Source organism: Pseudarthrobacter sp. efr-133-R2A-89, assembly GCF_030209315.1.
Lineage (GTDB): Bacteria > Actinomycetota > Actinomycetes > Actinomycetales > Micrococcaceae > Arthrobacter.
The window spans coordinates 20,408-46,934 of sequence record NZ_JARVSE010000003.1 but is presented as its reverse complement, the minus strand read 5'-3'; the positions used below and the strand labels follow the sequence as shown (position 1 = coordinate 46,934).

Below are 26,527 nucleotides of genomic sequence, written 5' to 3'. Positions count from 1 at the left end.
AAGCCGGGCCGCCGCCCCCTTGTGGAGGAAAGGACCGAGGCGCCGGGGTGCCCGGGCGGGCGGTCTAGGAGCCGGACGGAACCAGGGCGAGCAGCACCGGGACGACGCCCAGGCAGATGAAGGCAGGGAGCGAGCAAAGGCCCAGCGGGACCACCAGCTTCACGCCAAGCGAGGCGGCGCGTTTTTCTGCGGCACGGAATCTCTCGCGCCGAAGCCTTGCAGCCTGCGCATACAGGATCGCGGATGACGGTGCACCAGTCAGCGCGGCAAACCCGAGGGCGTCCCGGAGCTCCAGGACCTCCGGAAGCCGTACGGCTGAGCTTCGCCACGCCGTCTCCCAGTCGGCGCCGATGGCCAGGGCGGAGACCACTGGACGCAGGGAGTCCCGGTAGTGCGGGGCTGCCGAGGCGGCCACCAGTTCCAGCGACCGCCCGATTCCGGCCCCGGCGTCCAGCATCGCCGCCACGAGTTCGAGCATCATGGCTGTGTCCCTGATGCCCCCAGCACGGCCCTTTTCGGTCCCCGCAGGTGCCTGGTGGTGGTTCTCCCGCGGGGCGTCCAGGTTCAGGCGCCGCAGGCGTCGGCGTGACCGGCTGCGGCCTGAACAGGACAACCAGGCAGCCATGGCGAGGAGCAGGAACAGCGCCGGCCCCTGACCCCATTCCGGCGTCATGGCCCTGACTCCGCAGCGGCCGAAACGAGCCGGGCGGACCACACCCGGCCGGCCATGGTGAGGACTATGCCGCCTACCAGCGCTGCCAGTCCAAGGGGGGTGCCCAGCAGCGTGGCTAACGGGTCAACCCCCAGGGCTGCGCCCAGTCCGAGTCCCATCAACGGAAGCCAGGTCAACAGGCGGACCGTGGCTTTAGGCCCTGCAAGGGCCGTCTGCCTGGCGGCGTCGGCGTCTTCCCCGGCCTCCAGCTGGGCCGCAAACCTGGTCAGCACGTCAGCGAGCGGGCATCCACTGGCTTCAGCGATATCGAGACAGGCCGCCAGCTCAGACCAAGTTGCGGCTTCACGGTCCCGGCCCGGGAATGCCGTGGGAAGCACCCGACGGATGGCCTCGGACACGGGAGCTCCGGTAGCCGCGGCTGCACGGGCTGATGCGAGGACTGTGGTTGACCCGCTCGCCAGTACGGGGCGCTCGGGGCGTGCGGCATCCGGGAGCCGCTGCTCTTGGCCGCCGGGGACGCCGTACACGGCCCACAGTTCATCCCAGAGCCGTGCGGGCGTCCGTCCGCCCCTGAGCAGCGCCGCCAACTGCTGCACCATCAGGGTCAGGCCCATTCCGCGTTTACCGGCCGAGTCGCGGCCGGAGCGCCGGGACCACGGCAGCATCCTGCGCGTGGGGGTTCGTTGCGCTCCCGGGGAGTTCCGCGCCACGGCGCGCAATCTCGCCGGCGCACGCAGCGGCGGTTTGAGGAGCAGCACGGCGGTGCAAAGGAGCGCCGCCAGGAAGAGCGTCACGGGGCTTCCCCGGAATCCAGCCCCAACCGGGCTGCCAGCGCAGGCCAGCCCGGGCCCGGCTTTCCGGATTCCTCGACGGCCGGCACCACGCCAAGGCCCTCGGGACCGTCGCCGAGGAGTCCCACGCAAAGGACTTCCCTGCCCCGGGGCGTCCGGCCGAGGTGGATGACCACGTCCAGCGCGCTGGCCGCCTGGAGCCGTACCGCCTCCGGCCCCAATCCGGCGAGGGCCCCGAGCGCTGTGAGCCTGGCCGGGACCGCCGTTGCGGTGTTGGCGTGGATGGTTCCGCCGCCACCGCTGTGGCCGGTGTTCATCGCGGTGAGGAGCTCGCGCACTTCGGGCCCCCGGCACTCGCCCACCACCAGGCGGTCCGGGCGCATGCGCAGGGCCTGCCTGACGAGTTCCCCCAGGTCCACGGCTCCCCCGCCTTCAAGGTTTCCAGGACGCGATTCAAGGGCCACCACATGCGGGTGGACCGGGTTCAGCTCGGACGCATCCTCGATCAGGACGAGGCGTTCGTCCGGCGCACACAATCCCAACAAGGTGGACAGCAGCGTGGTCTTGCCGGAACCGGTGGCCCCGCTGACCAGGAAGCTCAACCTCCTGGCCACCACGGCTTCCAGCACTGCCTGCACCCTCGGGCCGAACATCCCGGCGGCCCGGAGTTCCGCCATGGTGAATACCCGCTCCCGGCGGATCCGGATGCTCAGCAGCGTCCCGGACGTGGAAACCGGCGGCAACACGGCGTGGACACGGTAGCCGCCGGCGAGCCTTACATCGACGCACGGTGAGCCGTCATCCAGGCGCCGGCCACCTGCAGCCACAAGCCTGCCGGCCAGTGCCCGCACTTGGGCCTCATCGTCGAACCGGACGGAAACCCGCTCGATGCCGTGTCCCCTGTCCACCCAGACAGAGCCCGGCGCGTTCACGAAGATGTCCGTGACGGCCGGATCCCGGGTGAGTTCCTGAAGCGGTCCCAAGCCGTTGAGTTCAGCGCTGATCCGCTCGACCGCGGCCAGCGAACCGGCGGTACCCAGCAGCTTGCCGGTGGCCTGGACCGCCGCGGCAACCCGTGAGGGCGTCACGGCCCCTGCCTCGGCCATCATCGACTCGCGGACGGACTCCAGCAGGCCGGCGTCCACTGCCCTTCCGGTCCCTGCTGCATTCCCCGACCGCCCGGAGCGGCCTGCCTGGTTGGTTTCCAGGATCCGGGCGTTCCGCCGGGCGCCCGCGTTTCCCGGCGCCGCCCCGCTGCCCGCATCCCGCCTGGCGAACCCGGGAGTTCCCTGCGGACGCATCATGCCGCATCCCCCGCGTACAGGTCATCGCCGAGCCACTCGAGGGCCGCGGCGGCGAAGCGCCGTATGTTCCGCCGCTTCCCCAAGTCCAGCAGGCGGCCCGCCTCCGCGGCACCTGGTACGGCGCGCAGTTCGGGGATCCTGCCTTGCACCGGCAGCCCGACGGCGTCGGAGATCAGCGAAGTGTCCAACGCGGCGCCGGGACGCCCGCGGACCAGCAGTGCGGCCTCGACCGGGGGAAGCTCCTGGAGCAGGCGAACGGTTGCCACCGCCGCCTTGAGCTGGGCCGGGACCACCACCATGATCCGGTCGCAGTCCCACGCCACCGTGTTCAGCGGCCCTGCACCCCGCCCCACATCGACCACCACCAGTTCGTAGCCACGGCGGGCGGCGTCGAGGACCCCGGCCATGGCAGCGGCGGGGACCGGCAGCGGTTGCTCCCGGGTGGCAGGCCACGAGAGGAAGGACAAGCCTCCCGCCGCAGGCAGGGAATCCACCAGCTGCACGGGGTCAATGCTGCCCCTGGCCTCGGCGAGGTCCGGCCACCGGAGGCCAGGGATATCCTCCGCGGCGAGCGCAAGTTCAAGTCCACCGCCCCAGGGATCGCCGTCAACCATCAGGACGTGCACACCCAGCCGGGCGGCTGCCTGGGCAATCCAGATGGCGGCCGTGGTGGCCCCTGCACCGCCGCACCCGCCCGTGATGCCCAGGACCACCCCACCCGGACCTGGCGAGCGGGACCGGCTGAGGTGGTCTGCCAGCCAGGCCGCGGCGTCCGGCAGCACGGCAACGCGTTCCGCCCCCAAGGCGGCGGCGAGGTGCCAGAGGCTGTCCCCTTCACCGTCCAGGCCAACCATGACCGCCGGCGTGCGCCGGCGCGGTGGCAGTTCGCGCACATCGCTGCCCACGAGGACCGCTGCCGCGGCATCCCAGTGCCGCCCGGCTTCGACGGCATCGGGGACAACACGCAGGTGCGCCCCCGCAGCCGCCACAATGCGCTCCACCTCGGAACGCAGCACCCCGGAGGAGGTGACCAGCAATACTTCTCCGGACCCGTCCGGCAGCCAGGCCGCGCCTCGAACGTCCGGCCCATCGGCCGACACAACAGCCGCTCCCGGCGCCCCGCCCGGCGGCCGCCGCGAGGGTGCCCCGGAATGTTCCGGACCGGACCGGGGTGCGTTCAGCTGGTGCCTGCTCATGGAGCCACTCTGTCTAATATCCCGGCCATCGGAGTAGGCAGGAAATCCTATATGTGGACAACATGCCTCCGGGCAGCTCCGCAAACAGGGCAGAATTGGAGCATGTACCTGCTGCTCGCCGCCCACCCCCGCGGCGCGGCCCTCCAGCAGCTGACGCAGGCGGGACATCCCGAGCCGGCCAACCCGGAACCCCGGCCCGTGGCACTGGCGGACCTTGCCGCCGTCGTCCGCGACCTGGAAGCCCGGCGCCCCGGCGGCCAGCCGCCCCGCTGGATTTGGCACCGGACGCAGGACTGGTACCCCGCACTGCTCAAGTCCGGGGTGGAGGTGGAGCGTTGCTATGACGTCAGCCTCTGCGGCAACATCCTGGCCTTTTCGCAGTTCAGCGCGCACACGGAGTACGCCCGGAACACGGACCGGGTCCCCGTGGAGGATCCGCTGCTGCCCCCGAAGACACTGCTGCCGCCGCGTCCCCCGGCAGACCAGGGCGCATTGTTCGAAGACCCCAACGCCGGTGCCGCGCCCGGTGTGTCCCTGGACGAGCTCCGAACCGAATACGCTGCCCAGCAGTCCGCCATGGCAGCGGTGGACACGGCGGAAAACCGCCGGAACCGGCTCCAGCTGCTGCTGGCGGCGGAGTCAGCGGGCGCCATGGTGGCTGCGGAGATGCAGCACGCCGGCGTCCCGTGGCGCGAAGACCTGCACGAACAAATACTGTCCGGCCACCTCGGGCCCCGGCCCGCCGCCGGACAGCGTCCGCCCAGGCTCGAAGCGTTGGCGGCGGAACTGCGCGGCCTGCTCAACGCTCCCGGACTCAATCCCGATTCGCCGCAGGACTTGATGCGGGCCCTGCACCGTAACGGAATCGAGGTGAAGAGCACCCGGAAATGGGAGCTGAGGGAGTCGAACCACCCGGTCATTGAGCCGCTCTTGGAGTACAAGAGCCTGTCCCGGCTGCACACAGCCAACGGCTGGTCCTGGCTGGATGCCTGGGTGGACGGCGGCCGGTTCCGGCCGGAGTACGTCGTGGGGGGCGTGGTCTCGGGCCGCTGGGCTTCCCGCGGCGGCGGCGCCCTGCAGATTCCACGCCAGGTCCGCGGTGCCGTGCACGCCGATCCCGGCCACAAGCTCATCGTCGCCGACGCCTCGCAGCTCGAACCCCGGGTCCTGGTGGCCCTTGCGCAGGATTCGTCCATGGCGGAGGCGGCCCGGGACCAGGACCTCTACGCCGGGATTGCCGCCAAGGGATTCGGCGGGGACCGGGCCAAGGCGAAGATGGCGCTGCTGGGCGCAATGTATGGTGCCACCTCCGGTGAAGCAGGCCGGCTGATGCCCCAGCTGGCACGCACCTATCCCCGCGCCGTCGACTTCGTGGAGCGGGCGGCACGGGCGGGCGAAGCCGGAGGAACGGTCACCACCAGGCTGGGCCGGAGCAGCCCTCCCCCGTCCGAACGCTGGTACCAAAGCCAACGTTCGGCAACAGCGGAGGAGCAACGGCGGGCCGAGTCGATCGCCCGGTCGCGGGGCCGTTTCACGCGGAACTTCGTGGTCCAGGGCTCGGCGGCGGACTGGGCGGCGTGCTGGCTGGCGGAATTACGACGACGGTTGCGCACCTTGCGGGCTGCCGGCGCGGTGGGGAGCGGGGCCGGCCGGCCCGAGCTGGTGTTCTTCCTCCACGACGAAGTGATGGTGCACGCTCCGGCGGAGCAGGTGGAGGCTTGCATCGCCGCCATCGAGGAGGCGGCCAGCGCGGCCAAGGAGCTGTTGTTCGGCCCGATTCCGGTGGAGTTTCCGGTGAGCCTTGCCGTGGTGGACTCCTACGACCGTGCCAAATAGGGCCCCGAGGTTCGGCAGGAAAACACGCCTTTGAGACGCAAGGTAACCTACCCGGCGGTAGCTCGACGGGTGCGGTGACGGCGGTTACAGTCAAAATGGCTGAAGCAGATCCGGTCACCGATGCAACGACGCATACCAGGGAGGTCCCCGTCCATGGCGGGAAGATTTGAAATACACCGTGTTGGGGACGAGTCCTACCGGCTGCGGCTTACAGACGCCGAAGGGAATATCGTCGCGGTTTCTCCGACTTTTCCATCCCTGACGATGCTGCGGGACGGCATCAACGCAATGCGGGAAAATGCCGCCACGGGCATTGTCGTGGACTTGCGCCGGCAGGCCTGACGCCTACACCGCCACCGGGTGCAGCCGGTTCCGGTCCCACGGGACGGACCAGCCGAGCTGGTCGAACAGCCCGCTGAGCACAATTCCGGTGAACCCCCACACCAGCACGCCGTTGACGGTGAAGGCCGGGCTGTCGAACGTGCGGCCGGCCCGGTGGACGGTGGCCATTACCCGGTTGTCGGGGTCCAGCAGGTCCCGGACCGGGACGCGGAACACCTGGGCCGACTCACCGTAGTCCACCACCCGGACCGGCGACGGAGCGTGCCACCAGGCGAGGACCGGCGTCACCAGGAAGTTGCTGTGCGCCAGGCCCAGCTCCTGGAGGGTGCCTAAGACCTCCACGCCGGCCGAGTCCAGCCCGGTTTCCTCCTCGGCTTCGCGGAGGGCGGCGGCCACGGGTGTCTCGTCCCGGTCGATGCTGCCGCCGGGGAATGCCACCTGCCCCGGGTGGGACCCCAGGGTGTGGGCCCGTTCCAGGAGGAGGACGTCCAGGTCGGCCGCGGCCAACGGCTTGCCGGACGCCGCGGGGACGTCGTCGAGCACGCCGAAAAGCATGAGGACGGCGGCCCTGCGGGCGCGCTCAACGTCCACGGTCAGCGCGGCCCAGCGCGGGTCAGGGGGGCCGGCGGTTCCCGATTCGGCCTGCCGGACCAGCCTGGCGAGGTCTTCGCGCGCGCTCACGGGGCCCTCACCTGGGACGCCATCCGGATCTCGGCGGCCCGGTGCTGCTCTGACAGGTACTGCTCCAGCAGGGCTTCGCTGCCGGGCGCCAACTCATATTTCAGGAGCTTGGCCGCCTTGGCCGGGTCCGTCTCTCCCATTCCGTAGGAGGGGCACCAGTTGGCCACGGGGCAGGCACCGCAGGCCGGCTTCCGGGCGTGGCATACGCGCCGGCCGTGGAAGATGACCCGGTGGGACAGCATGGTCCAGTCCTTGCGCTCGAAGAGCCTGGCCACGTCCTGTTCGATCTGTACTGGATCCTCGGACTGCGTCCAGCCGAACCGCTTGGTGAGGCGGGCGAAGTGGGTGTCCACGGAGATGCCCGGGACGCCGAAGGCGTTGCCCAGGACTACGTTGGCCGTCTTGCGTCCGACGCCGGGCAACGTGACCAGGTCCTTCATCCGGCCCGGAACTTCGCCGTCGAAGTCGTCCACGAGCCGCGTGCACAGGGCGAGGACGTTCTTGGCTTTGGCCCGGAAGAACCCGGTGGGCTTGAGGATGGTTTCCAGCTCAACCGGGTCGGCTTCCGCCAGGGAACGGGCGTCAGGCCAGCGCGCAAACAGCACTTTGGTGACCTGGTTGACGGTGACGTCGGTGGTCTGGGCGGACAGCACCGTTGCCACCAGCAGTTCGAAGGGGTTGCGGAAGTCGAGCTCCGCGTGGGCGTAGGGGTATTTTTCGGCCAGCGCCTTGTGCATGCGCCGTGCCCGCCGTTTCAGTGCCAGCAAGGATTCGGCCTGGACCACGGGCGTGCCGGCAGCCTGGTCGTTATTCGCGGTTTGCCCGGCGGGGTCGTTCCCGCCGGGCCTGGCCGCCCGGAGCCCGGCCATGGACGTCAGCCGCGCTCGATGTTGCTGAGGTCGCGCAGGATGCCCAGCCGGCCGTCAGTGTGCTGGACCAGGAACTCGTGTCCCCGGTCTTCCAGTGCCAGCACCCACCCGCCGGGTTCGATGACGAAGGCAGGCGCCCCGGTGCGGGGATCAAAGGCGGTGCGGTGCTGCGCCACGGCAAACCAGAAGGCCTCGTGGGCGGGCTGTGCGTCCGCCTCGTCGTGGCGGACAGTGGGGTCCACGGTTGCGCCGATGGGCTCTTCGGTCCGGATCTGCTGGTGAACCGCGGTGGCGGCCGGCGGCTCCCAGGCCGGCTGCGGGGCGCCAAGTGCCGGAGCATCGGCTGCCCGGGTTTCCTCCGCCGCGGGCGCCGCAGCGGGACGGACGACGTCGGCTGCCTGGGTAGGCGGCCCGGCATCCACCTCGGGGGTACGGTCCAAGACCTCCGGGGCGGTGGAAACCGGAGTGGAGATTGCCGTCGCGGAAGGAGCAGGTGCCGAGGCGGAAGGAGCAGGCGCAGGCGCTGCAGGAGCCGAAGTGGGCACGGCGGCCGTGGCGGGCGGCTGCCCGTTGCCGGCAGGTTCGTGGCTGGCGCCTCCCGGCTGGACCGCAGATGACCCGGCGCCTCCGCCGCCAAAGACGCCTGCGCCCTTGAGTCCGAAGCCGGTCTTGGACTGGCCGGAGCCGGACTCCGGCTTTGCCGGCTTGGGGGCGCGGGGCCTCCGCGCGGGCACTGCGGCTTCGCGTGCCACGATATGGGCCGGCGCATCGGCCCGGCCTTTGAAATCACCGGCGAGATAGGGGATGTAGCGGCCCAGGACCGTGGCGGCGAACAGGACCAGGGAACCGATCAGGCCCACCAGCAGGCTGGTGACATAGGCGCCCGCAACCGACAGGAAGAAAAAGGCGACGGCGAAGGAGGCCACCACCGAGGCGAACTGGTCGATGGACAGCGACCCCACCCGGATTTTGGTACCCGGCACCAGGCGGCGTGCGGCGAACAGCGCGCTGGCGATCACCGGCAGGATGATGCCCAGTCCCAGGAAAAAGAGGTTGTTGAGGTTCCACAGGTTGTAGCGGGCGCCGAACAGTGGCAGCAGGGATGCGACGAAAAGGATCAGGGTGCCGGCGAAAACCGCAAGATCGCGCACGGTGAACGGTCCGAGCACAGCCTGGTTGGCGTTGGGGTCAATCTTCCACGAGGCCGCCTTCTGCCCTGGAGCGGTGCCGCCGGCAGGGTTTTGGTGGCCTGGTCCCCCGGCGGTTCCGGAGCCGCCGGGTCCCGCTTGGATGTGCGGGGCCGTTCGCTGGCCGAAGCTCTGCTGGTTCATTCTGCTCTCCTTAGCGTGGCGGCACCGGGCCCGTGCGGACCCGAAAACTGTGCCGTCTTGACATGCGGTCCGGCTCCGGCCCGGCACGGTCCATGCCTGGCCGGAGCCGTCCGAAGTGAAGTCACAATTCCATCTCAGCCTAGTCAACAGCCAAGCTGATCACTAGCTGGCGTGGGGTCGACGGAGCCGCCTGCACGCCATTCACCGCTTAACAAATGCCGTTCGCTGGCGCATCTGTGACGGCGGGCACATTGGGTCCGCGGCAAGCATTAGGCTTGGTTGCGGAACAGCTCTTTGCGGTATGTCCGTCCCGGCTGGAGCCCAGTGCCGCGCCAACGGCGGGCCCTGCGGTGAGGGCGTCCCGCGCGGCGACGATCGATGAATGATGAGGTTCATATGTCCCAGGACACCCCCAGCTCCACGGCCACGGTTCCGTCGGATTCCGCCCCGGCCGCAGCCCGGTCCGGCCAGCAGGGTGACGCTTTCGCGAACCTGCTGCACGAGACCCGGGCCTTCCCTCCCAGCGCCGAGTTTGCAGCCGGCGCCGTCGCCACGGCAGCCGAGTATGACGATGCGAACGCGGACCGGCCGGCGTTTTGGGCGAAGAAGGCCCGGGAGCTGCTGACGTGGTCCAAGGACTTCACGCAGGCGCTGGACTGGTCTGATCCGCCGTTCGCGAAATGGTTTGTTGGCGGTGAAATCAACGCGGCGTACAACGCGCTGGACCGGCATGTGGAGGCCGGCAACGGTGACCGGGTGGCCATCCATTTCGAGGGTGAACCCGGCGACACCCGCGCATACACCTATGCGGAGCTGACCGAAGAGGTGAAGAAGGCGGCCAATGCTTTCGAGTCGTTGGGCGTGGCCAAGGGTGACCGGGTGGCGGTGTACCTGCCGATGATCCCGGAGGCCGTCATCACACTGCTGGCATGTGCCCGGATCGGCGCGGTCCATTCGGTGGTGTTCGGCGGCTTCTCGGCCGAGGCGCTCCGCTCCCGGATCGACGACGCCGAGGCCAAGCTGGTGGTGACCGCTGACGGTACCTACCGGCGGGGCAAGCCCAGCCCGTTGAAGCCGGCGGTCGACGACGCCCTGGCCCACGACGGCCACACCGTGCAGAACGTGGTGGTGGTCAAGCGCAACGGCCAGGACGTGGACTGGCATGAGGGCCGGGACCACTGGTGGGCGGACACGGTGGGCGCTGCGTCCGCGGAACACACCGCGGTGGGCCACGATTCCGAGCACCCGCTGTTCATCCTGTACACCTCCGGGACCACCGGGAAGCCCAAGGGGATCCTGCACACCACCGGCGGGTACCTCACCCAGGGCGCGTACACGCACAAGGCGGTGTTCGACCTGCACCCGGAAACGGACGTCTACTGGTGCACGGCAGACGTCGGCTGGATCACCGGCCACTCGTACGTCGCCTACGCCCCGCTCATCAACGGCGCCACCCAGGTCATGTACGAGGGCACCCCGGACTCCCCGCACCAGGGCAGGTGGTGGGAGATCGTGGAGAAGTACAAGGTCTCCATCCTCTACACCGCTCCTACCGCCATCCGCACCTTCATGAAGTGGGGCGCGGAGATCCCGGGCAAGTACGATCTGTCCTCGATCCGCGTCCTGGGTTCGGTGGGCGAGCCGATCAACCCCGAGGCCTGGATGTGGTACCGCAAGGTGATCGGTGGCGACAAGGCGCCAATCGTGGACACCTGGTGGCAGACCGAAACCGGCGCCCAGATGATCGCCCCGCTGCCGGGCGTCACCGCCACCAAGCCCGGCTCGGCCCAGGTGCCGCTGCCCGGCATTGCCGTGGACGTGGTGGACGAGATGGGCCAGTCCGTGCCGGACGGCCACGGCGGCTTCCTGGTGATCCGCGAACCCTGGCCGTCCATGTTGCGTGGCATCTGGGGCGACCCCGAGCGGTTCAAGGACACGTACTGGTCCCGGTTCGAAAACATGTACTTCGCCGGGGACGGGGCCAAGAAGGATGAGGACGGGGACATCTGGCTCCTGGGCCGGGTGGACGACGTCATGAACGTCTCCGGGCACCGGCTCTCCACCACGGAGATCGAGTCCGCCCTGGTGTCCCACCCCGCCGTGGCGGAGGCCGCCGTCGTGGGCGCCTCGGACGAGACCACCGGGCAGGCCGTTGTCGCGTTCGTCATCCTCCGCGGCGACGCCGTGAACAACGGCGACGCCACCGTCCAGGAACTGCGCAACCACGTGGGCAAGGAAATCGGCCCGATCGCCAAGCCAAAGAACATCCTGGTCGTCCCGGAACTCCCCAAGACCCGATCCGGGAAGATCATGCGGCGCCTCCTCAAGGACGTCGCGGAAGGCCGGGATCCGGGCGACGCCACCACCCTTTCCGACCCAACGATCATGCAGCAGATCGCGCAGTCGCTCAGAAAGTAACACTGGCTTAGTATCCCGCCGGGAACCACCGGACGGCCCCGTTTCCCCCGCCATCACGGGGAAGGCGGGGCCGTTCACATTTGTGACGATTCAAAAAAATCGACGCGCAAAATGTTATTTAGCGTTCTTCCCTGTTCGCTTTTGCGAGGTTATAGTCAGCGTATGTGAGGTGCCTCACACGCGGCTATTTTTCAAGGGAGAGAACATGGCTTCACAGTTTGATGCGTCTGCCACCGCATTTCCGAGCAGGCGGACCATCCTCAAGACAGTCGGCGTAGGAGCGGTTGGCCTGGCCGGCATCCCGTTCCTTGCCGCCTGCACCGGCGGCAGCGCACCGTCGGCAACGGGGTCGGAATCATCCGGCCTCACTTTCGGCTCCGGAGCCTCGGACGACGTCCCCAAGCGCGCCTACCAGGCCGTGACGGATGCCTTCACAGCCAAGACCGGCAAGACGGTCACCACCAACGTGGTACCCCACAACGATTTCCAGAACAAGATCAACTCCTACCTGCAGGGCTCCCCCGACGATGCGTTCACCTGGTTCGCCGGGTACCGGATGCAGTACTACGCGGGCAAGGGACTACTGGCACCCATCGACGATGTCTGGCAGACCGTGGGCGCCAACTATTCTGACGCCCTGAAGAAGGCGTCCACCGGCCCCGACGGGAAGATGTATTTCGTTCCCAACTACAACTACCCGTGGGGGTTCTTCTACCGGAAGAGCCTCTGGACCGAAAAGGGCTACCAGGTACCCGCAACGTTCGATGACCTCAAGGCGCTGGCCACGAAGATGAAGGCTGACGGCCTGATTCCCATTGGCTTCGCCGACAAGGACGGCTGGCCCGCCATGGGCACCTTCGACTACATCAACATGCGGCTCAACGGCTACCAGTTCCACGTGGACCTCTGCGCCCACAAGGAGTCCTGGGACCAGCAGAAGGTCAGCGCCGTCTTTGACACCTGGAAGGCCCTCCTGCCGTTCCAGGACCCTGGAGCCCTCGGGCAGACCTGGCAGGACGCCGCAAAGGCCCTGGAGGCGAAGAAGACCGGCATGTACCTGCTCGGTTCCTTCGTCACCCAGCAGTTCACCGACCCCACGGTCCTGGCCGACATCGACTTCTTCGCTTTCCCCGAGATCGCGATGGAAGGCAGGGACTCCGTCGAAGCCCCCATCGACGGACTGCTGTTGTCCAAGAAGGGCGGGGACAACAAGGCAGCCCGCGACTTCCTGGCGTTCCTCGGCACACCGGAGGCGCAGAATGCGTACGCCAAGGTGGACTCATCAAACATCGCCACCGCCAAGGGCGCGGACACGTCATCGTTCACGCCCCTGAATAAGAAGTGTGCCGACACCATTGCGGGCGCGAAGAACATCAGCCAGTTCTTCGACCGCGATGCGCTGCCGGCCATGGCCAACAACGTGATGATTCCCGCCCTGCAGACGTTCATCAAGGACGGCACCATGGACGTCAAGAACCTTGAGGCCCAGGCCAAGACGCTGTACGCAGCGCAGTAGTTCCGCCCACGGAACGGCGACGGCGGCGCTTGGCGTGCGCCGTCGTCGTTCCCCCTCCTGCATCCGGACCAAGCAAGGGGAAGAATCCCATGAGCAGCACCGCACAAGAATTGATTCCGCCGGAGTCCAGGGACCCGGCCGGAGCGCCCTCGAAGAGGCGGCCCGGGCGCGGCCGGGTACGCCGCCTGTCCAGCCGGGACAAGCTTGTCCTGGCCCTGATGGTGGGGATTCCCACCCTGATCGAACTGATGCTGGTCTGGCTGCCCATGCTGATGTCCGTCGGGCTGAGCTTCAGCCGCTGGAATGGCCTGGACCTGGCAGATCTCCGTCCGGCCGGCACCGACAACTACCAGTTCATCACCCAGGACTACCCGCCGTTCTGGCCCGCGGTGCAGCACAACATGCTGTGGCTGCTGTTCCTGGCCCTCATCGCCACTCCGCTGGGCCTGCTGCTGGCCGTACTCCTGGACCAGAACATCCGCGGCAGCAAGATCTACCAGAGCATCTTCTTCGCCCCGGTCATGCTGTCCCTCGCCCTGATCGGCATCATCTGGCAACTGTTCTACCAGCGTGACAACGGCCTGCTGAACTTCATCCTGGGAACGGCGGGGACGCCGCAGGCAGTGGACTGGTTCGGTGATTCGTCCGTCAACATCTGGGCCGCCATGATCGCCGCCACCTGGCGGCATGCCGGCTACGTCATGCTGCTGTACCTGGCCGGCCTCAAGGGCGTGGACCCCAGCCTGAAGGAAGCGGCGGCCATCGACGGCGCTTCCGCCACGCAAACCTTCTTCCGTGTGGTCTTCCCGGCCATGCGGCCGATCAACATCGTCATCGTGGTCATCACCATCATCGAGTCCCTCCGCGCATTCGACGTGGTGTACGTGATCAACCGCGGCACCAACGGCCTGGAAATGCTCAGCGCGCTGGTCATCCAGAACCTCGTGGGCGAAGGCCAGGTGATCGGGGTGGGCTCCGCGCTGGCCGTGGTCCTGCTGGTGATTTCCCTTGTCCCCATCGTTTTCTACCTCAGCCGCACCTTTGGCAAGGAGAACAGAGCATGAGCAATGTTGCAGCCCGGCCCCGGCCGGTTCCCGCAGGCGCCGGAACCCGGTCGGGGAGCCGCCCCAAGCGGCACTACGGGACCCACATCTTCCTGACCGTCATGGCCATCGTGTGGCTGGTCCCGCTTGGCTGGTCCGTCTTCACAGCGCTCAGGCCGGTGGCCTCCACCAACCAGTACGGGTACTTCAGCCTGGCCGGCGCGTTCAACTTCGACAACTTCATCCAAGCCTGGACGCAGGGCGGGTTTTCCACCTACTTCTGGAATTCGGTGATCATCACGGTCCCGGCCGTGCTGCTGACGCTGTTCCTCGCTTCGCTTATGGCCTTCGCCGTGAGCCGGGTCAGCTGGAAGTTCAACATCACGCTGCTGATCATGTTCACGGCAGGCAACCTCCTCCCACCGCAGGTCCTCGCCGCGCCATTGTTCGAGATGGCCAAGCACCTTACGGTGCCCTACTCGTTCAGCGATTCCGGGAACATGCTCAACACGTACATCATCGTGATTGCCGTGGACACGGCGTTCCAGATGGGGTTCTGCACCTTCGTGCTGTCCAACTACATGAAGGCGCTGTCCGCAGACCTGACCGAAGCGGCGCTGGTGGACGGGGCGGGCATCTGGCGGCAGTACAGGGAAATCATCCTGCCGCTGTGCCGGCCGGCGTTCGCCGCACTGGGCACGCTGGAAGTCATCTTCATCTACAACGACTACTTCTGGCCCCTGCTCTTCATCCAGAGCGGCAACCGCCTCCCCATCACCACCGCCATCAACAACCTCCAGGGCCAGTTCCTGAACAACTACAACCTCCTGGCGGCGGGTGCAGTCATCACGGTCATCCCCACCCTGATCATCTACCTGCTCCTACAGCGGCAGTTTGTGGCGGGGCTGACTCTTGGTTCCAGCAAGGGGTAGGCAAAGATGGAACGTGAACGGGACATTTCTCCCTTAGCCGCCCGAAAGGAACTCCATGCTTCCCGCAGCACGTCACCAGGCCATCGTGGACGCCGTCCAGCGGGAGCGGGTGGTCCGTGTGTCAGACCTCGCCCACCAGCTGGGTGTCTCGCTCATGACGGTCCGGCGGGACATCGAGCTGCTGGAGGAGGGCGGCCGGGTGGAGCGGATCCACGGCGGTGCCAAGCTCCCCGGCGGTGCAACCACCCATGAGCCCGGCTTTGAACTGAAGTCAACCCAGCTGCCGGCCGAGAAGCGCGCCATTGCGGCTGAGGCCGCGCGGATGGTGCATGAGGGCATGGCCGTGGGCCTCAGCGCCGGCACCACCACGTGGGCTCTGGCCCAGGAACTGGCAAAGGGGCCTCGGATCACGGTAGTGACCAACTCCGTGCGCATTGCGGACCTGTTCCACCACGGGGCGGCTTCAGGAGCTGCACGATACGGGTCCACCGTGATCCTGATCGGCGGCGAGCGCACGCCGTCGGACGCCCTGGTGGGTCCGATTGCCACCGCAGCACTGAAACAGCTGCATCTGGACTTGCTGTTCCTGGGCGTGCACGGCATAGATCCGGAAGCAGGATTCACCACTCCCAACCTGCTGGAGGCCGAGACCGACCGGGCGTTCGTGGCGGCGTCCCGGAAGCTGGTGGTGGTGGCGGACCACACCAAGTGGGGCACCCAGGGCATGAGCACCATCGCCGCGCTGGAGGAAGCGGACGAGGTCATCAGCGATGCCGGCCTCAGCGCGGATGCCCGCCGGATCCTGCAGGAGAGCGTCAGCCGGCTGCGGATCGCCGCGCCGGCCTAGCTCCTACGGGCAGCCGCAGGACTGGCGGATGCGCAGCGTGGTGGGGAAGATCCGGTGCCGCGGTTTTCCGCCTCGGCCGGCTTCCAGCAGCGCCCCGACGGCGGCTTCGGCCATGGCCACCACGGGCTGTTCCACGGTGGTCAGCGGCGGCCAGGAATATTCCGAGTCCGCCGATCCGTCAAAGGACGCGATGGCGATGTCGCCCGGGACGGAAAGGCCGGCCTCATGGATGGCGCGGAGGAGCCCGATGCCCTGCATGTCGGACGTGGCAAAGATGGCGGTGGGCCGGTTCACCGATGCCAGCAGCCGCTGCCCGGCAGCATACCCGCCGGGCCTGGTGAACGCGCTGTAGGCAATGGGGCCCTCCGGCAGGCCTGCTTCCTGGAGCGCCTGGCGCCAGCCCAGCTCGCGGCCATCGGTGGAGCCGGAGACGTTGGTGCCCATCGCCAGCCCGATATTGGTGTGCCCATGGCCGATGAGGTGCTCCACCGCGATCCTGGCACCGGCTGCCAGGTCCACGCCGACGCTGTTGAACCCGGGCGCATCGCGTTCCTGGTTCAACAGCACCGCCGGGATGTCCGCGGTCTCCAGGACTTCGAGGTCCGGTTCGAAGAGGACGCTGGCGAGCAGCACCCCGTCCACCTGCCGGGCGGCTAGGTTGCGGACGTTCCGCCGCTCCTTGGCCAGGTTCCCGTCCGAATTGCTCAGGACCAGGGCGTAGCCAAGGGCGGCGGCCGCGTCCTCCACCGCGTGGGAGAACAACGAGAAGAAGGGGTTGGCGATATCCGGGACGATGAGCCCCAGTGTCTCGCTGGACCCCAGCTTGAGCGCCCTGGCAGCGGCATTGGGCCGGTAGCCGAGGACGCGGATGGCGTCCTGGACTTTTGCTTCGGTGGCGGGAGCCACCTTCTTGGGACCTCCGTTGACCACGTAGCTGACGACGGCGGTGCTGACGCCCGCGAACCGGGCAACATCCTTGCGCGTCACCGGCCCGCGCGGGGACGGCACAGCCGAAGTGGTCATGGAGTACATGCTAGCTACCAGGTGGCAGGTGCGTCGCCGAAGTCACGGATGGGCAGCCGCGCGCCGTTTTGCCGTGCCGATTCGTGGGCCACGATCCCGGGAAGCGTGAACCGCGCGGCAACCCAGGCATTGACGGGCGGCAGCGAGCGGTTGTTCACCGCGGTGACGAAGTCGTCCACCAGGAAGTGGTGGCTGCCTTCATGACCATTGGGTGCGCCCTGGAACTCCGCGGGCAGCCGTGCTGCGTCGTGCACCGGGGCGAGTCCCGACACGAAGGCGTCCCGGAGTTCGGGGGCGACGTTGGCCAGCGACGGATCGTCCAGCGGGATACTTGGCCGGGTTTCCATCTGCTCGGAGATGTCGTGGACGTCCTGTTTGTCCTGCCACACGGTGACCTTGGCGAGCTGTTCGAAGCTGGCCTCGGTGCCGAAGAAACGGAACCTGGATTCGCGGATGTGGGAGGGGTAGCCCACCCGGCGCATTTCGTTGGTTCGCATGGCACCGCCGTCGTTCAGTTCGAAGAGCGCGGTGGCGTTGGATAGGTCGTTGCCGAACATGCTGACGTCCTTGTCGAAGACGCCGTCGTTCCGCTGGTCCGTAACCCCGATGCAGCTGACGCTGACGGCATGGGCCGGAAGGGCCCCGAGCACTCCGCCGATCGCGTGCGTGGGGTAGAGCATGGGCGGGTAGCTGGCGGTTTCCTTCCACCGCTCGCCGCCGCTGTACTGGTAGGCGCCGTAGAACCCCAGGTCCATGTCGTGGACATAATCGCCCTCGGAGTAGAACACCCTGCCGAACTTGCCGGCGGCGTGCTGCTCGCGGGCATAGACCGTGGCGGGGTTGTAGTAGCTGGTTTCACCCATCATGTAGACGTTTCCGGTGTCCCGGACGGCGTCGATGATGCGGGCGATTTCCGCTTCCGAGACTGCCATGGGAACGGCTGAGTAGACGTGCTTGCCGGCGCGGAGCGCCCGTTCCACCAGGGGGCCATGGGTCCAGCGCTGGGTGAAGATGGCAACGGCGTCGACGTCGGAGGCCAGCAGCGCGTCGAAGTCCGCCTCCTGCCCCGCCAGGTTGTACCTCTCGACGGCCTCGGCCGCCCGTTCCGGGCGCTCATCGGCCACGTAGACGGCATGGACACCGGGGTGCAAGTTGAACAGGTGCGCGAACTGGGAGCCGAACTGGCCCGCGCCCACGATGCCGATCGAGAACGTCATTGTCATGCCTTTCGTCAGGGGGATACCTGAGTCTTGCATCGGTTTCTACTCGAGTCAATATCTGGCAAATGGACAAAAAGCCTTTAAATCCGGCGTGAATTAACCTCTTGCCACCCTCGCATCTACTCGTGTAGATTGTTCCGCAGCCTGTTACTTCCATCACAATCAGGAAAGGGTCGACGATGACCACCCTTACCAGGAACGCCAGCCCGGCAGAGCACACAGTGCGCCGGCCGCTGAAGCGCCGGGGACAAAGTGACCTGAAGATCGCGCTGTTCTTCATCGCTCCCGCCATGATCGGATTTCTCGTCTTTTACCTGGTGCCGACGCTTCGCGGCATATACCTCAGCTTCACCGAATACAGCATCCTCGGGGACCCCACGTGGATCGGCACCGCCAACTACGAGGCAATCGCAAAGGATCCCCTGTTCTGGAACGCCCTGGCGGTCACCTCGCAGTACGTCCTGATCAACATCGTCCTGCAGACCGCACTGGCCCTGGGGCTGGCCCTGCTGATGCACCGGGTGGCCAAGTCAACCTGGATCCGCGGCGCGCTCCTGCTGCCGTACCTGATGGCCAACGTGATTGCCGCCCTCCTGTGGTTCTGGCTGCTGGACTACCAAATCGGCATCGTCAACTACTTCATCGAATCCATCGGCCTGCCCAAGGTGGCGTTTTTCGGCAGCGAGGAATGGGCCATCCCCACCCAGGCGCTGATCAACACATGGCGGCACATGGGCTACACAGCGCTGCTGCTCTTCGCCGGCCTGCAGTCCATCCCCCACCATGTCTACGAAGTGGCCAACCTGGACGGCGCCTCCCCGTGGCAGACATTCCGCAAAATCACGGTGCCGCTGCTGCGTCCCGTCCTGGTCCTGGTCCTGATCGTCACCGTCATCGGCTCATTCCAGGTCTTCGACACCGTGGCCGTGACCACCCTTGGCGGCCCGGTCAACGCCAGCCGGGTGCTGCAGTTCTACATCTACCAAAAGGCCTTCACGGAATCGGATTTCGGATACGGCTCCGCCCTAGCAGTCATCCTCTTCGTCATCCTCGCCTTGGTGGCCTTCATCCAGATGAAGTTCCTCAAGGGCAACGAATCAGACCTGGACTAAGGACACTTCCATGACCACCGCAAAAGTTTCCGCCCCCGCCCGGCCCGCCGCCCGCCGTCGTCCGTTCAGCTGGCGCCGCGCCGCCGCCTGGGCCCTCGTTGCCCTCGCGGTCGCCGTATCGGTCCTCCCGTTCTACTGGATCCTGCGGACGGCGCTGTCCACCAACGGGTCCCTTGCCGGCAACGCCACCAACCTGCTCCCGGCGGACTTCAACCTCGGCGCCTTCAAACGGGTCTTCGGCCTGCAGTCACCGGAAGAAGCTGTCGCCGAAGGCGGCTCCGGAGCCCAGATCGACTTCTGGAGCTACCTCCGCAACTCCGTGCTCTTCGCCTCCATCACCACCACCGGGGCCGTGTTCTTCAGCGCCATGGCCGCCTACGCGTTCGCCCGGTTGCGGTGGCGGGGACGGAACCTGGTGTTCAGCCTCTTCCTGGCCACCATGATGGTGCCGCCGATCTTCACGGCACTGCCCAACTTCCTGCTCATCAAGAACCTGGGCCTGCTCAACACCCTGGCGGGGCTGGTACTCCCCTATATCTTCATGACCCCGTTTGCCATCTTCTTCCTGCGGCAGTTCTTCCTGAACATGTCCCGCGAGGTGGAGGAAGCGGCCATGCTCGACGGCGCCAAGCACCTTCGGATCTTCTTCCAGATCATCCTGCCCAACGCCGCAGCCCCCATCGCCACGCTGGCCCTGCTCACCTTCATCGGCCAGTGGAACGAGTACTTCTGGCCTTTGCTGGTGGGCCAGGACGAATCCGTCCGCGTCCTCACGGTGGGCCTGGGCGTCTTCAAATCCCAGTCGCCGCAGGGCGCGCCGGACTGGTCCGGGCTGATGGCAGCCACCCTTGTCTCCGCCCTGCCGGTCCTGATCCTGTTCGCCGCGTTCGGCAAGAAGATCGTCAACTCCATCGGCTTCTCCGGCATCAAGTAAGTCCCCTTCCCGCGTAACCCACCCGCCCCATCCCCGGCGCCGGGCCATGGCGGCCTGCCCGGAAGCACTGTGAAAGGAACATCCATGAAAAAGAAAGCACTCACCTCCCTCGCCGCAGCGGCAGCCGCTGTCCTGGCACTGTCGGCCTGCGGAGGCGGCGGATCCGCCGAGGCCGGCAAGGGCGAAATCAACTACTGGCTGTGGGATGCCAACCAGCTCCCGGCGTACAAGCAGTGCGCCGACGACTTCCACAAGGCCAACCCGGACATCACCGTCAAGGTCACCCAGCGCGGCTGGGACGATTACTGGGGCACCCTCACCAACGGCTTCGTGGCGGGCACCGCCCCGGACGTGTTCACCGACCACCTGGGCAAGTACCCGGAATTCATCAAGAACAAGCAACTGCTCGCCCTCGATGACGCGGTCAAGAAGGACAACATCGACACCAGCATCTACAACTCGGGGCTTGCGGACCTCTGGGTGGGCCAGGACGGCAAGCGGTACGGCCTCCCCAAGGACTGGGACACCATCGCCCTGTTCTACAACACCAAGCTCGCAGCCGACGCCGGCGTCACCCCCGAACAGATGGCCAACCTGAGCTGGAACCCCCAGGACGGCGGCACGTACGAAAAGACCATCGCCCACCTGACCGTGGACAAGAACGGCAAGCGCGGCGACGAACCCGGCTTCGACAAGAACAACGTTGCCGTCTACGGGCTCGGCCTCAACGGTTCCGGCTCCGGCCAGGGCCAGACCGAGTGGAGCTACCTGACCGGAACCACCGGCTGGACGCACACGGACAAGAACCCGTGGGGCAAGCACTTCAACTACGACGACCCCAAGTTCCAGGAAAGCATCGACTGGTTCGCCGGGCTGGTGGACAAGGGCTACATGCCGAAACTTGAAACCACGGTGGGCGCCAGCATGGCGGACACCTTTGCCGCCGGCAAGTCCGTCATCAACGCCAACGGTTCGTGGATGATCGGCCAGTACACCGGCTACAAGGACATCAAGGTGGGCATCGCCCCGACGCCCACGGGAGTCGACGGCAAGCGCGCCAGCATGTACAACGGCCTGGCGGACTCCATCTACGCCGGCACCAAGAAGCCGGACGCCGCCATCAAGTGGGTGGAATACCTGGGTTCCGCAGCCTGCCAGGACGTGGTCGCTGCGAAGGCCGTCGTCTTCCCCGCCATCAAGACCTCCGCCGACAAGGCAGTGGAAGCGTTCAAGGCCAAGGGCGTGGACGTGACCCCGTTCAGCCAGCAGGTCAAGGACGGCACCACGTTCCTCTATCCGATCGCGGACAACGCCGCCAAGGTTGACGGCATCATGAAGCCGGCCATGGACGCCGTGGTGTCCGGCAAGGCCAAGGCCAGCTCCCTCACCCAGGCCAACGACCAGGTCAACGCCCTGTTCAAGTAACCCTTCCCACGTGGCTGCGTGTGTGGTCGCAGCCACCGGCCCGGGCGCCGCCGTCCTCCTCCTCGCGGCGGCGGCGCCCGGCCACCCCTTCCCGGATTTCCCTCCTGTGCGTAACTTAAGACGCAACGCTGAACACTGAAAGAGACCTCCTATGGATCCCCTGTATCTCCGTTCCGCCGGCACCAGCCTGCTGATCAGCTTCGACAGCGGGGAGGCCGAGGTCATCCATTGGGGCGCCGACCTGGGTTCGGAGCTGCCGGGCCTGGGCTTCCTGGCCGGACCTATCGGGCACTCTTCGGTCGACGCACGCGTACCGTCCGGCCTCCTCCCCCAGGCGTCCTCCTCGTGGCGGGGCCGCCCCGCCCTCCGCGGCCACCGCATCACCGGCAACGGCCCCGGCTTCGACTTTTCGACCCGTCTCCGCGTCACGTCCGTCCACGCCGAGGGCCGCACCGCCACGATCGGCCAGGCCGACATCGACGCCGGCATCAGCGTTTCCACCTCCCTCACGCTGCACGACGGCGGCCTGCTGGAACTGCGCCACACCGTCACCAATGACGGCACCACCCCGTTCCAGGTGGACGAGCTGGCAACCGTCCTCCCTGTGGCGCCCGACGCCGTCGAACTCCTGGACCTCACCGGCCGCTGGTGCCGGGAACGCCACCCGCAACGGCAGCGCATCCAGCAGGGCACCTGGGTGCGGACCGGCAGGCACGGCCGCACCGGGCACGACTCGTCACTGATCTTCGCCGCAGGCACCGAGGGCTTCGGCAACCGGCACGGCAAGGTGTGGGCGACCCACCTGGCCTGGAGCGGCAACCACGAACAGTTCGCGGACACCATCGGCGATGGCCGGACCGTGATCGGCGGCTCGGAGCTGTTGGGGCCGGCCGAAGTCATCCTCGAACCGGGTGCCGGCTACACCACGCCGGCCCTGTTCGCCGCCTACTCCGGCCATGGCCTGGACGGCATCAGCGAGGCGTTCTACAGCTGGTTCCGTGCCCGGCCGCACCATGTGCTGCCCGCCGCCTCAACAGGACTGCCGGCCGGTAAACCGCGCCCGGTGGTGCTGAACACCTGGGAGGCAGTGTATTTCGACCACAACCTGGACACGCTGATCGAACTGGCTGATTCCGCGGCGGACCTCGGCGTGGAGCGTTTCGTGCTCGACGACGGCTGGTTCCGCGGGCGCCGCGACGACCACGCCGGGCTGGGCGACTGGTACGTCGACGAGACGGTGTGGCCGGACGGGTTGACCCCGCTGATCGACGCCGTCACCTCCCGCGGCATGGAGTTCGGCCTCTGGGTGGAGCCGGAAATGGTCAACATGGATTCGGACGTGGCCCGTGCGCACCCGGAATGGATCGTGGGTCCTTCCGCCGCGGCGCACAAGGACGGCGGCCGGCTCCCCCTGGAATGGCGCAACCAGCATGTCATCGACCTGGTGAACCCGGAGGCCTGGCAGTACGTGTTCGACCGGATCTCCGCGCTCCTGTCCGGCAACAACATCAGCTACCTGAAGTGGGACCAGAACCGGGACCTCGTGGAACACGGCCACGCGGGCCGGGCCTCAGTCCACGAGCAGACCCTTGCCGCGTACCGACTGTTCGATGAACTCCGCAAGGCCCATCCCGGCGTCGAAATCGAGAGCTGCTCCTCCGGCGGCGCCCGCGTGGACCTGGGCATCCTGGAGCGGACCGACCGCATCTGGGCCTCGGACTGCAATGACGCGCTGGAGCGGCAGACCATCCAGCGCTGGACCGGCCTGGTGGTCCCGCCCGAGCTGGTGGGCAGCCACATCGGGCCCACCACCTCCCACACCACCGCCCGCACCCACGACCTCTCGTTCCGGGCCATTACCGCCTTGTTCGGCCACTTCGGGATGGAATGGGATGTCCGGGGCGTCCAGGGCAAGGAGCGGGAAGAGTTGCGGCGCCTGGTGGGGCTGTACAAGGAACACCGGGACCTGGTCCACAGCGGGCTGCCGGTCCACGCGGACATCGCCAATGACGCGTTCCAGTTGTACGGCGTGGTGGCTCCCGCGCCCGTTGAAGGCACGACGGCGGCGCTGTTCGCCGTCGTGGGCATGCGCACCTCGGCAGCCGAGACCCCCGGCAGGATGGGCGTTCCCGGGTTGGACGCGGAGCGCAGCTACCGGGTGGAGGCCGTCTTCCCCACACCGGTGGACGCCGACTACGCCCACACCTTCACCCAGGTCCAGCCCCCGGCCTGGCTTGCAGGCGGCGCGGTTGCCAACGGACGGTTCCTCGCCGAAGTGGGGCTGCCCATGCCCATGTTGAACCCGGAGCACGCGTTGCTGTTCAAGGTCACGGCCCTCTAGCAGCTGCTATGGGCCCGCTGCCCGCCGCCCTCACCAACGTAAGAATGCGCGGCGGGCAGCACCAACCGATAGATTTGCAGGCATGACTGAAGCCTCCTCCACCGTCGAAGCCGGCCGCGGCACCATCCTCGTCATCAACGGCCCCAACCTGAACCTGCTGGGCACCCGGGAGCCGGAGAAGTACGGCACCTCAACCCTTGCGGACGTGGAGCAGCTGGCAGCCTCTGCCGCCGCCAAGCACGGCTTCGCGGTGGAGTGCGTGCAGTCCAACCATGAGGGTGTCCTGCTGGATGCCATCCACGCGGCCCGGGGCGCTGCCGCAGGAATTGTGCTGAACGCCGGCGCCTTCACGCACACGTCCGTGGCGCTCCGTGACGCCCTTGCTGCGGTGCAGCTGCCCGCCGTCGAGGTGCATATCACCAACGTGCACCAGCGGGAGGAGTTCCGGCACCACTCGTACCTGTCGCCGGTATGTGCCGCGGTCATCGTGGGGGCCGGCGTTTTCGGCTACAAACTCGCCATCGACTACCTGGCCGAGGTCCTGTAGCCGGCAGCCCTGGTTCCAGACGCCCAAGCTTCCGGCAGCCCTACTTCTGGATGCACTGCCCGGAGGAAACGGGCGCGGACAGGGTGGGCGCCTGCTGGGCCACGGGGTTCAGGTCGCTCATGGTGATGGCGAATCCCACTTCAGCGTCCGAGGTTGCCTTGGCAAAGATCACGCCGGCCACCTGGCCGTCGGTGGTCAGCAGCGGGCCGCCCGAGTTCCCCGGCTGCACGTCCCCCGCCAGGCGGTAGATGTCTTCCGGCGACGGGTTGTTTCCGTAAATGTCCGGCACCAGCACGGTGGCGATGTCCTGCACCGTGGCCGGCTTGGACTGGAACGGGCCGCCGTGGGGGTACCCGGCGAAGGCGGCCTGGCTGCCACCGGGCAGATCGCGGCTCAGCGGCAGCGGCTGGGACGGAAGGTTGTCCACCGCCAGGACTGCCAGGTCCCGCTTGGTGTCGAAGTAGACCACACGCCCCGGCATCGCGCCGCCGTCGGGCATCTCCACGACGGGCTGCGACACGCCCGCCACAACGTGCGCGTTGGTGACCACGCGGCCCTGGGACACCACGAACCCGGTGCCGGTCTGGTTCTGGCCGCATTCGTACGCCGTCCCGGCGATCCTCAGGACCGACTGCGCGGCCTTGTTCAACGCGGGAGTATTGGTGCTGGCATTGGGAACCTGGACCGGCTGGCCTTGGTCCAGGCCTTCGAACAACGTGGGTATCCCGTTGCCGATCACCGTGGATCGCAGCTCCGCCATGGTCGCCTTGACCGGTGTGGGCGTGAGCCCGTCGATGAACCGGATCACCTTGGATTCAGCCAATTGCTGCGACACGACCGGCACGCCCAGGGAGCTGACGCTGAAGGCCAGCATGGACATCACCAGCGCGGACACCACCAGGTTCAGGGCCCCGCCCACCAGCCGGTCCACGGCACGCAGCGGCCGGATCCGCATGGCCCCGCGGATTTGCCGGCCCACCATGGTGCCCAGCCCGTGGCCCAAGGCCATGAGGACGACGGCGGCCGCAATGATGGCGGTCAGCCTCCATCCGGAGTCCGGAACGAAGGTGCTGACCAGGGGGACGGCAAAGAACGCCGCGACGGCGCCGGCCGCGAAACCGGCCAGGCCGCCGACCGTGACCAGGAACCCATTGCGGAGGCCGTACACCAGGTATGACAGCAACGCCAGGATCAGGACGAGGTCCAGGACAGTCAAGCCGACCACAAAGGCTCCTTATTAAACAGTTGAACCCCCATTCTAGTGGCGGACACTGACAATCTTCTGTGGGCTTCAATGCCCTCCCGCTGACCCGGATCCGGTTGTTCGCGGGCGTTTCGGCTGCCAAGTTCGTCACAGAACCTTGAAAATTCTGAAACAATGGCACAAGCGCCACAGCCGATACTTTTACTCAGGAGATTTCATGGACATCGAGGTACTGCGCCGAGCACCCCTTTTCGCCACGCTCGACGACGACGCATTCCGTCTGCTGACGGACGAGCTCACCGAGGTGGACCTTTCCCGCGGCGCATCCGTATTCCGCGAGGGCGACCAGGGTGACCAGCTCTACTTCATCGTCTCCGGCAAGGTGAAACTCGGCCGCACGTCCCCGGATGGCCGGGAGTCCCTGCTCGCCATCCTCGGCCCGGGCGAACTCTTCGGCGAGATGGCCCTGTTCGACCCCAGCCCCCGCACCGCCACCGCCACCGCGGTGTCGGAAACCCGGCTGGCCGGGCTCAAGAACGAGAGCCTGAACACCCTGCTGCGGACCCGCCCCGAGGTTTCCGCCCAGCTGCTGCAGGCCCTGGCCCGCCGCCTCCGCCGCACCAACGACTCCCTGTCCGACCTCGTCTTCTCGGACGTCCCGGGCCGCGTGGCCAAGGCCCTGCTGGACTTGGCGGACCGCTTCGGCCGGCCGGCAACCGACGGCGTCCTGGTGGCACACGAGCTGACCCAGGAGGAACTGGCGCAGCTGGTGGGCGCGTCCCGCGAAACCGTCAACAAGGCCCTCGCCGAGTTCGTCCAGCGCGGCTGGCTCCGCCTCGAAGCCCGCGCCGTGGTCATCCTGGACATGCAGCGCCTCCGCCAGCGCTCCCGCTAGGACACACGAAAAAGGCCGCCCCGAGGGGCGGCCTTTTTCGTGCCCGG

At 67.4% G+C, this 26,527-nt stretch carries 23 protein-coding genes; 13 read left to right on the top strand and 10 right to left on the bottom strand.

The features are described 5' to 3' along the window. Window positions 1–64: 64 nt before the first annotated feature. From QRM95_RS06415 to ssd, 4 genes are read right to left on the bottom strand one after another with little or no spacing between them, the layout of a single operon-like run. On the bottom strand, window positions 65–673 hold the full coding sequence (locus QRM95_RS06415; protein ID WP_285246977.1) for a type II secretion system F family protein: 609 nt from the start codon (window positions 671–673) through the stop codon (window positions 65–67). After that, the gene (locus QRM95_RS06410; protein WP_285246976.1) at window positions 670–1,467 is read right to left on the bottom strand and encodes a type II secretion system F family protein; all 798 of its coding nucleotides are present in this window, start codon (window positions 1,465–1,467) and stop codon (window positions 670–672) included. Before QRM95_RS06410 ends, QRM95_RS06415 begins: the two co-directional genes overlap by 4 nt. Beyond that, a complete protein-coding gene (locus QRM95_RS06405) occupies window positions 1,464–2,768 on the bottom strand; it encodes a TadA family conjugal transfer-associated ATPase (RefSeq protein WP_285246975.1) in 1,305 nt (434 codons plus the stop codon). Before QRM95_RS06405 ends, QRM95_RS06410 begins: the two co-directional genes overlap by 4 nt. Further along, on the bottom strand, window positions 2,765–3,964 hold the full coding sequence (gene ssd, locus QRM95_RS06400; protein WP_502934937.1) for a septum site-determining protein Ssd: 1,200 nt from the start codon (window positions 3,962–3,964) through the stop codon (window positions 2,765–2,767). Before ssd ends, QRM95_RS06405 begins: the two co-directional genes overlap by 4 nt. Before the next feature lie 102 nt (window positions 3,965–4,066). Between ssd and QRM95_RS06395 the strand changes: the two genes are divergently transcribed. Then, the gene (locus tag QRM95_RS06395; protein WP_285246974.1) at window positions 4,067–5,800 is read left to right on the top strand and encodes a bifunctional 3'-5' exonuclease/DNA polymerase; all 1,734 of its coding nucleotides are present in this window, start codon (window positions 4,067–4,069) and stop codon (window positions 5,798–5,800) included. Window positions 5,801–5,953: 153 nt separating this feature from the next. Beyond that, complete coding sequence (locus QRM95_RS06390; RefSeq protein ID WP_285246973.1) at window positions 5,954–6,142, top strand: YegP family protein; 189 nt, start codon at window positions 5,954–5,956, stop codon at window positions 6,140–6,142. A gap of 3 nt (window positions 6,143–6,145) precedes the next feature. Here the strand turns inward: QRM95_RS06390 and QRM95_RS06385 are convergent, their stop codons facing one another. Genes QRM95_RS06385 through QRM95_RS06375 form a run of 3 tightly spaced genes read right to left on the bottom strand, consistent with a single transcriptional unit; the run spans window position 6,146 to window position 9,023 of the window. After that, window positions 6,146–6,823 carry an NUDIX hydrolase gene (locus QRM95_RS06385; protein ID WP_109045161.1) on the bottom strand — a complete coding sequence of 226 codons (678 nt, stop codon included), beginning with the start codon at window positions 6,821–6,823 and terminating at the stop codon, window positions 6,146–6,148. Beyond that, on the bottom strand, window positions 6,820–7,692 hold the full coding sequence (gene nth, locus QRM95_RS06380; protein ID WP_285246972.1) for an endonuclease III: 873 nt from the start codon (window positions 7,690–7,692) through the stop codon (window positions 6,820–6,822). The genes QRM95_RS06385 and nth overlap by 4 nt, the downstream gene beginning before the upstream one ends. Window positions 7,693–7,697: 5 nt before the next feature. After that, a complete protein-coding gene (locus tag QRM95_RS06375) occupies window positions 7,698–9,023 on the bottom strand; it encodes a cation:proton antiporter family protein (protein ID WP_285246971.1) in 1,326 nt (441 codons plus the stop codon). A gap of 396 nt (window positions 9,024–9,419) precedes the next feature. On the opposite strand from QRM95_RS06375, the gene acs reads away from it, so the two are divergent. From acs to QRM95_RS06350, 5 genes are all read left to right on the top strand, one after another. After that, window positions 9,420–11,441, top strand: coding sequence for an acetate--CoA ligase (gene acs / locus QRM95_RS06370; protein WP_285246970.1), 2,022 nt, complete (start codon window positions 9,420–9,422; stop codon window positions 11,439–11,441). Window positions 11,442–11,646: 205 nt separating this feature from the next. Further along, complete coding sequence (locus tag QRM95_RS06365; RefSeq protein WP_285246969.1) at window positions 11,647–12,957, top strand: ABC transporter substrate-binding protein; 1,311 nt, start codon at window positions 11,647–11,649, stop codon at window positions 12,955–12,957. An 89-nt stretch (window positions 12,958–13,046) separates the two neighbouring features. Further along, window positions 13,047–14,021, top strand: a complete 975-nt coding sequence (locus QRM95_RS06360) for a carbohydrate ABC transporter permease (RefSeq protein WP_285246968.1) — start codon at window positions 13,047–13,049, stop codon at window positions 14,019–14,021. Continuing rightward, window positions 14,018–14,932 carry a carbohydrate ABC transporter permease gene (locus QRM95_RS06355; RefSeq protein ID WP_285246967.1) on the top strand — a complete coding sequence of 305 codons (915 nt, stop codon included), beginning with the start codon at window positions 14,018–14,020 and terminating at the stop codon, window positions 14,930–14,932. Before QRM95_RS06360 ends, QRM95_RS06355 begins: the two co-directional genes overlap by 4 nt. Before the next feature lie 55 nt (window positions 14,933–14,987). After that, the gene (locus QRM95_RS06350; protein WP_285246966.1) at window positions 14,988–15,779 is read left to right on the top strand and encodes a DeoR/GlpR family DNA-binding transcription regulator; all 792 of its coding nucleotides are present in this window, start codon (window positions 14,988–14,990) and stop codon (window positions 15,777–15,779) included. A 3-nt stretch (window positions 15,780–15,782) separates the two neighbouring features. Here the strand turns inward: QRM95_RS06350 and QRM95_RS06345 are convergent, their stop codons facing one another. Together QRM95_RS06345 and QRM95_RS06340 are read right to left on the bottom strand one after the other, a co-directional pair. Beyond that, window positions 15,783–16,811, bottom strand: coding sequence for a LacI family DNA-binding transcriptional regulator (locus tag QRM95_RS06345; RefSeq protein ID WP_018761850.1), 1,029 nt, complete (start codon window positions 16,809–16,811; stop codon window positions 15,783–15,785). Window positions 16,812–16,816: 5 nt separating this feature from the next. After that, the gene (locus QRM95_RS06340; RefSeq protein ID WP_285246965.1) at window positions 16,817–18,019 is read right to left on the bottom strand and encodes a Gfo/Idh/MocA family protein; all 1,203 of its coding nucleotides are present in this window, start codon (window positions 18,017–18,019) and stop codon (window positions 16,817–16,819) included. A gap of 182 nt (window positions 18,020–18,201) precedes the next feature. Between QRM95_RS06340 and QRM95_RS06335 the strand changes: the two genes are divergently transcribed. The 5 genes from QRM95_RS06335 to aroQ all read left to right on the top strand — a co-directional run bounded on the left by QRM95_RS06335 (window position 18,202) and on the right by aroQ (window position 24,381). Next, window positions 18,202–19,134 carry a carbohydrate ABC transporter permease gene (locus QRM95_RS06335; protein ID WP_285246964.1) on the top strand — a complete coding sequence of 311 codons (933 nt, stop codon included), beginning with the start codon at window positions 18,202–18,204 and terminating at the stop codon, window positions 19,132–19,134. Between the two features lie 10 nt (window positions 19,135–19,144). After that, a complete protein-coding gene (locus QRM95_RS06330) occupies window positions 19,145–20,068 on the top strand; it encodes a carbohydrate ABC transporter permease (RefSeq protein WP_018761853.1) in 924 nt (307 codons plus the stop codon). A gap of 84 nt (window positions 20,069–20,152) precedes the next feature. After that, window positions 20,153–21,493 carry an ABC transporter substrate-binding protein gene (locus tag QRM95_RS06325; RefSeq protein WP_285246963.1) on the top strand — a complete coding sequence of 447 codons (1,341 nt, stop codon included), beginning with the start codon at window positions 20,153–20,155 and terminating at the stop codon, window positions 21,491–21,493. A gap of 151 nt (window positions 21,494–21,644) precedes the next feature. Beyond that, complete coding sequence (locus QRM95_RS06320) at window positions 21,645–23,834, top strand: alpha-galactosidase (RefSeq protein ID WP_285246962.1); 2,190 nt, start codon at window positions 21,645–21,647, stop codon at window positions 23,832–23,834. A gap of 82 nt (window positions 23,835–23,916) precedes the next feature. Beyond that, window positions 23,917–24,381, top strand: a complete 465-nt coding sequence (gene aroQ, locus QRM95_RS06315) for a type II 3-dehydroquinate dehydratase (RefSeq protein WP_018761856.1) — start codon at window positions 23,917–23,919, stop codon at window positions 24,379–24,381. Window positions 24,382–24,421: 40 nt separating this feature from the next. On the opposite strand, the gene QRM95_RS06310 is transcribed toward aroQ, so the two are convergent. Then, on the bottom strand, window positions 24,422–25,606 hold the full coding sequence (locus QRM95_RS06310) for a MarP family serine protease (protein WP_285246961.1): 1,185 nt from the start codon (window positions 25,604–25,606) through the stop codon (window positions 24,422–24,424). Between the two features lie 196 nt (window positions 25,607–25,802). Between QRM95_RS06310 and QRM95_RS06305 the strand changes: the two genes are divergently transcribed. Continuing rightward, on the top strand, window positions 25,803–26,480 hold the full coding sequence (locus QRM95_RS06305; RefSeq protein ID WP_013602309.1) for a Crp/Fnr family transcriptional regulator: 678 nt from the start codon (window positions 25,803–25,805) through the stop codon (window positions 26,478–26,480). The last annotated feature ends 47 nt before the right edge of the window (window positions 26,481–26,527 follow it).

What these genes read in the sequence shown, in the direction of transcription:
- QRM95_RS06415 (WP_285246977.1), bottom strand. Translation starts at nt 673, where the DNA reads ATGACGCCGGAATGGGGTCAGGGGCCGGCGCTGTTCCTGCTCCTCGCC.
- QRM95_RS06405 (WP_285246975.1), bottom strand. Translation starts at nt 2,768, where the DNA reads ATGATGCGTCCGCAGGGAACTCCCGGGTTCGCCAGGCGGGATGCGGGC.
- ssd (WP_502934937.1), bottom strand. Translation starts at nt 3,964, where the DNA reads ATGAGCAGGCACCAGCTGAACGCACCCCGGTCCGGTCCGGAACATTCC.
- QRM95_RS06395 (WP_285246974.1), top strand. Translation starts at nt 4,067, where the DNA reads ATGTACCTGCTGCTCGCCGCCCACCCCCGCGGCGCGGCCCTCCAGCAG.
- QRM95_RS06390 (WP_285246973.1), top strand. Translation starts at nt 5,954, where the DNA reads ATGGCGGGAAGATTTGAAATACACCGTGTTGGGGACGAGTCCTACCGG.
- nth (WP_285246972.1), bottom strand. Translation starts at nt 7,692, where the DNA reads ATGGCCGGGCTCCGGGCGGCCAGGCCCGGCGGGAACGACCCCGCCGGG.
- QRM95_RS06375 (WP_285246971.1), bottom strand. Translation starts at nt 9,023, where the DNA reads ATGAACCAGCAGAGCTTCGGCCAGCGAACGGCCCCGCACATCCAAGCG.
- acs (WP_285246970.1), top strand. Translation starts at nt 9,420, where the DNA reads ATGTCCCAGGACACCCCCAGCTCCACGGCCACGGTTCCGTCGGATTCC.
- QRM95_RS06365 (WP_285246969.1), top strand. Translation starts at nt 11,647, where the DNA reads ATGGCTTCACAGTTTGATGCGTCTGCCACCGCATTTCCGAGCAGGCGG.
- QRM95_RS06360 (WP_285246968.1), top strand. Translation starts at nt 13,047, where the DNA reads ATGAGCAGCACCGCACAAGAATTGATTCCGCCGGAGTCCAGGGACCCG.
- QRM95_RS06355 (WP_285246967.1), top strand. Translation starts at nt 14,018, where the DNA reads ATGAGCAATGTTGCAGCCCGGCCCCGGCCGGTTCCCGCAGGCGCCGGA.
- QRM95_RS06350 (WP_285246966.1), top strand. Translation starts at nt 14,988, where the DNA reads ATGCTTCCCGCAGCACGTCACCAGGCCATCGTGGACGCCGTCCAGCGG.
- QRM95_RS06345 (WP_018761850.1), bottom strand. Translation starts at nt 16,811, where the DNA reads ATGTACTCCATGACCACTTCGGCTGTGCCGTCCCCGCGCGGGCCGGTG.
- QRM95_RS06340 (WP_285246965.1), bottom strand. Translation starts at nt 18,019, where the DNA reads ATGACGTTCTCGATCGGCATCGTGGGCGCGGGCCAGTTCGGCTCCCAG.
- QRM95_RS06335 (WP_285246964.1), top strand. Translation starts at nt 18,202, where the DNA reads ATGACCACCCTTACCAGGAACGCCAGCCCGGCAGAGCACACAGTGCGC.
- QRM95_RS06330 (WP_018761853.1), top strand. Translation starts at nt 19,145, where the DNA reads ATGACCACCGCAAAAGTTTCCGCCCCCGCCCGGCCCGCCGCCCGCCGT.
- QRM95_RS06325 (WP_285246963.1), top strand. Translation starts at nt 20,153, where the DNA reads ATGAAAAAGAAAGCACTCACCTCCCTCGCCGCAGCGGCAGCCGCTGTC.
- QRM95_RS06320 (WP_285246962.1), top strand. Translation starts at nt 21,645, where the DNA reads ATGGATCCCCTGTATCTCCGTTCCGCCGGCACCAGCCTGCTGATCAGC.
- aroQ (WP_018761856.1), top strand. Translation starts at nt 23,917, where the DNA reads ATGACTGAAGCCTCCTCCACCGTCGAAGCCGGCCGCGGCACCATCCTC.
- QRM95_RS06305 (WP_013602309.1), top strand. Translation starts at nt 25,803, where the DNA reads ATGGACATCGAGGTACTGCGCCGAGCACCCCTTTTCGCCACGCTCGAC.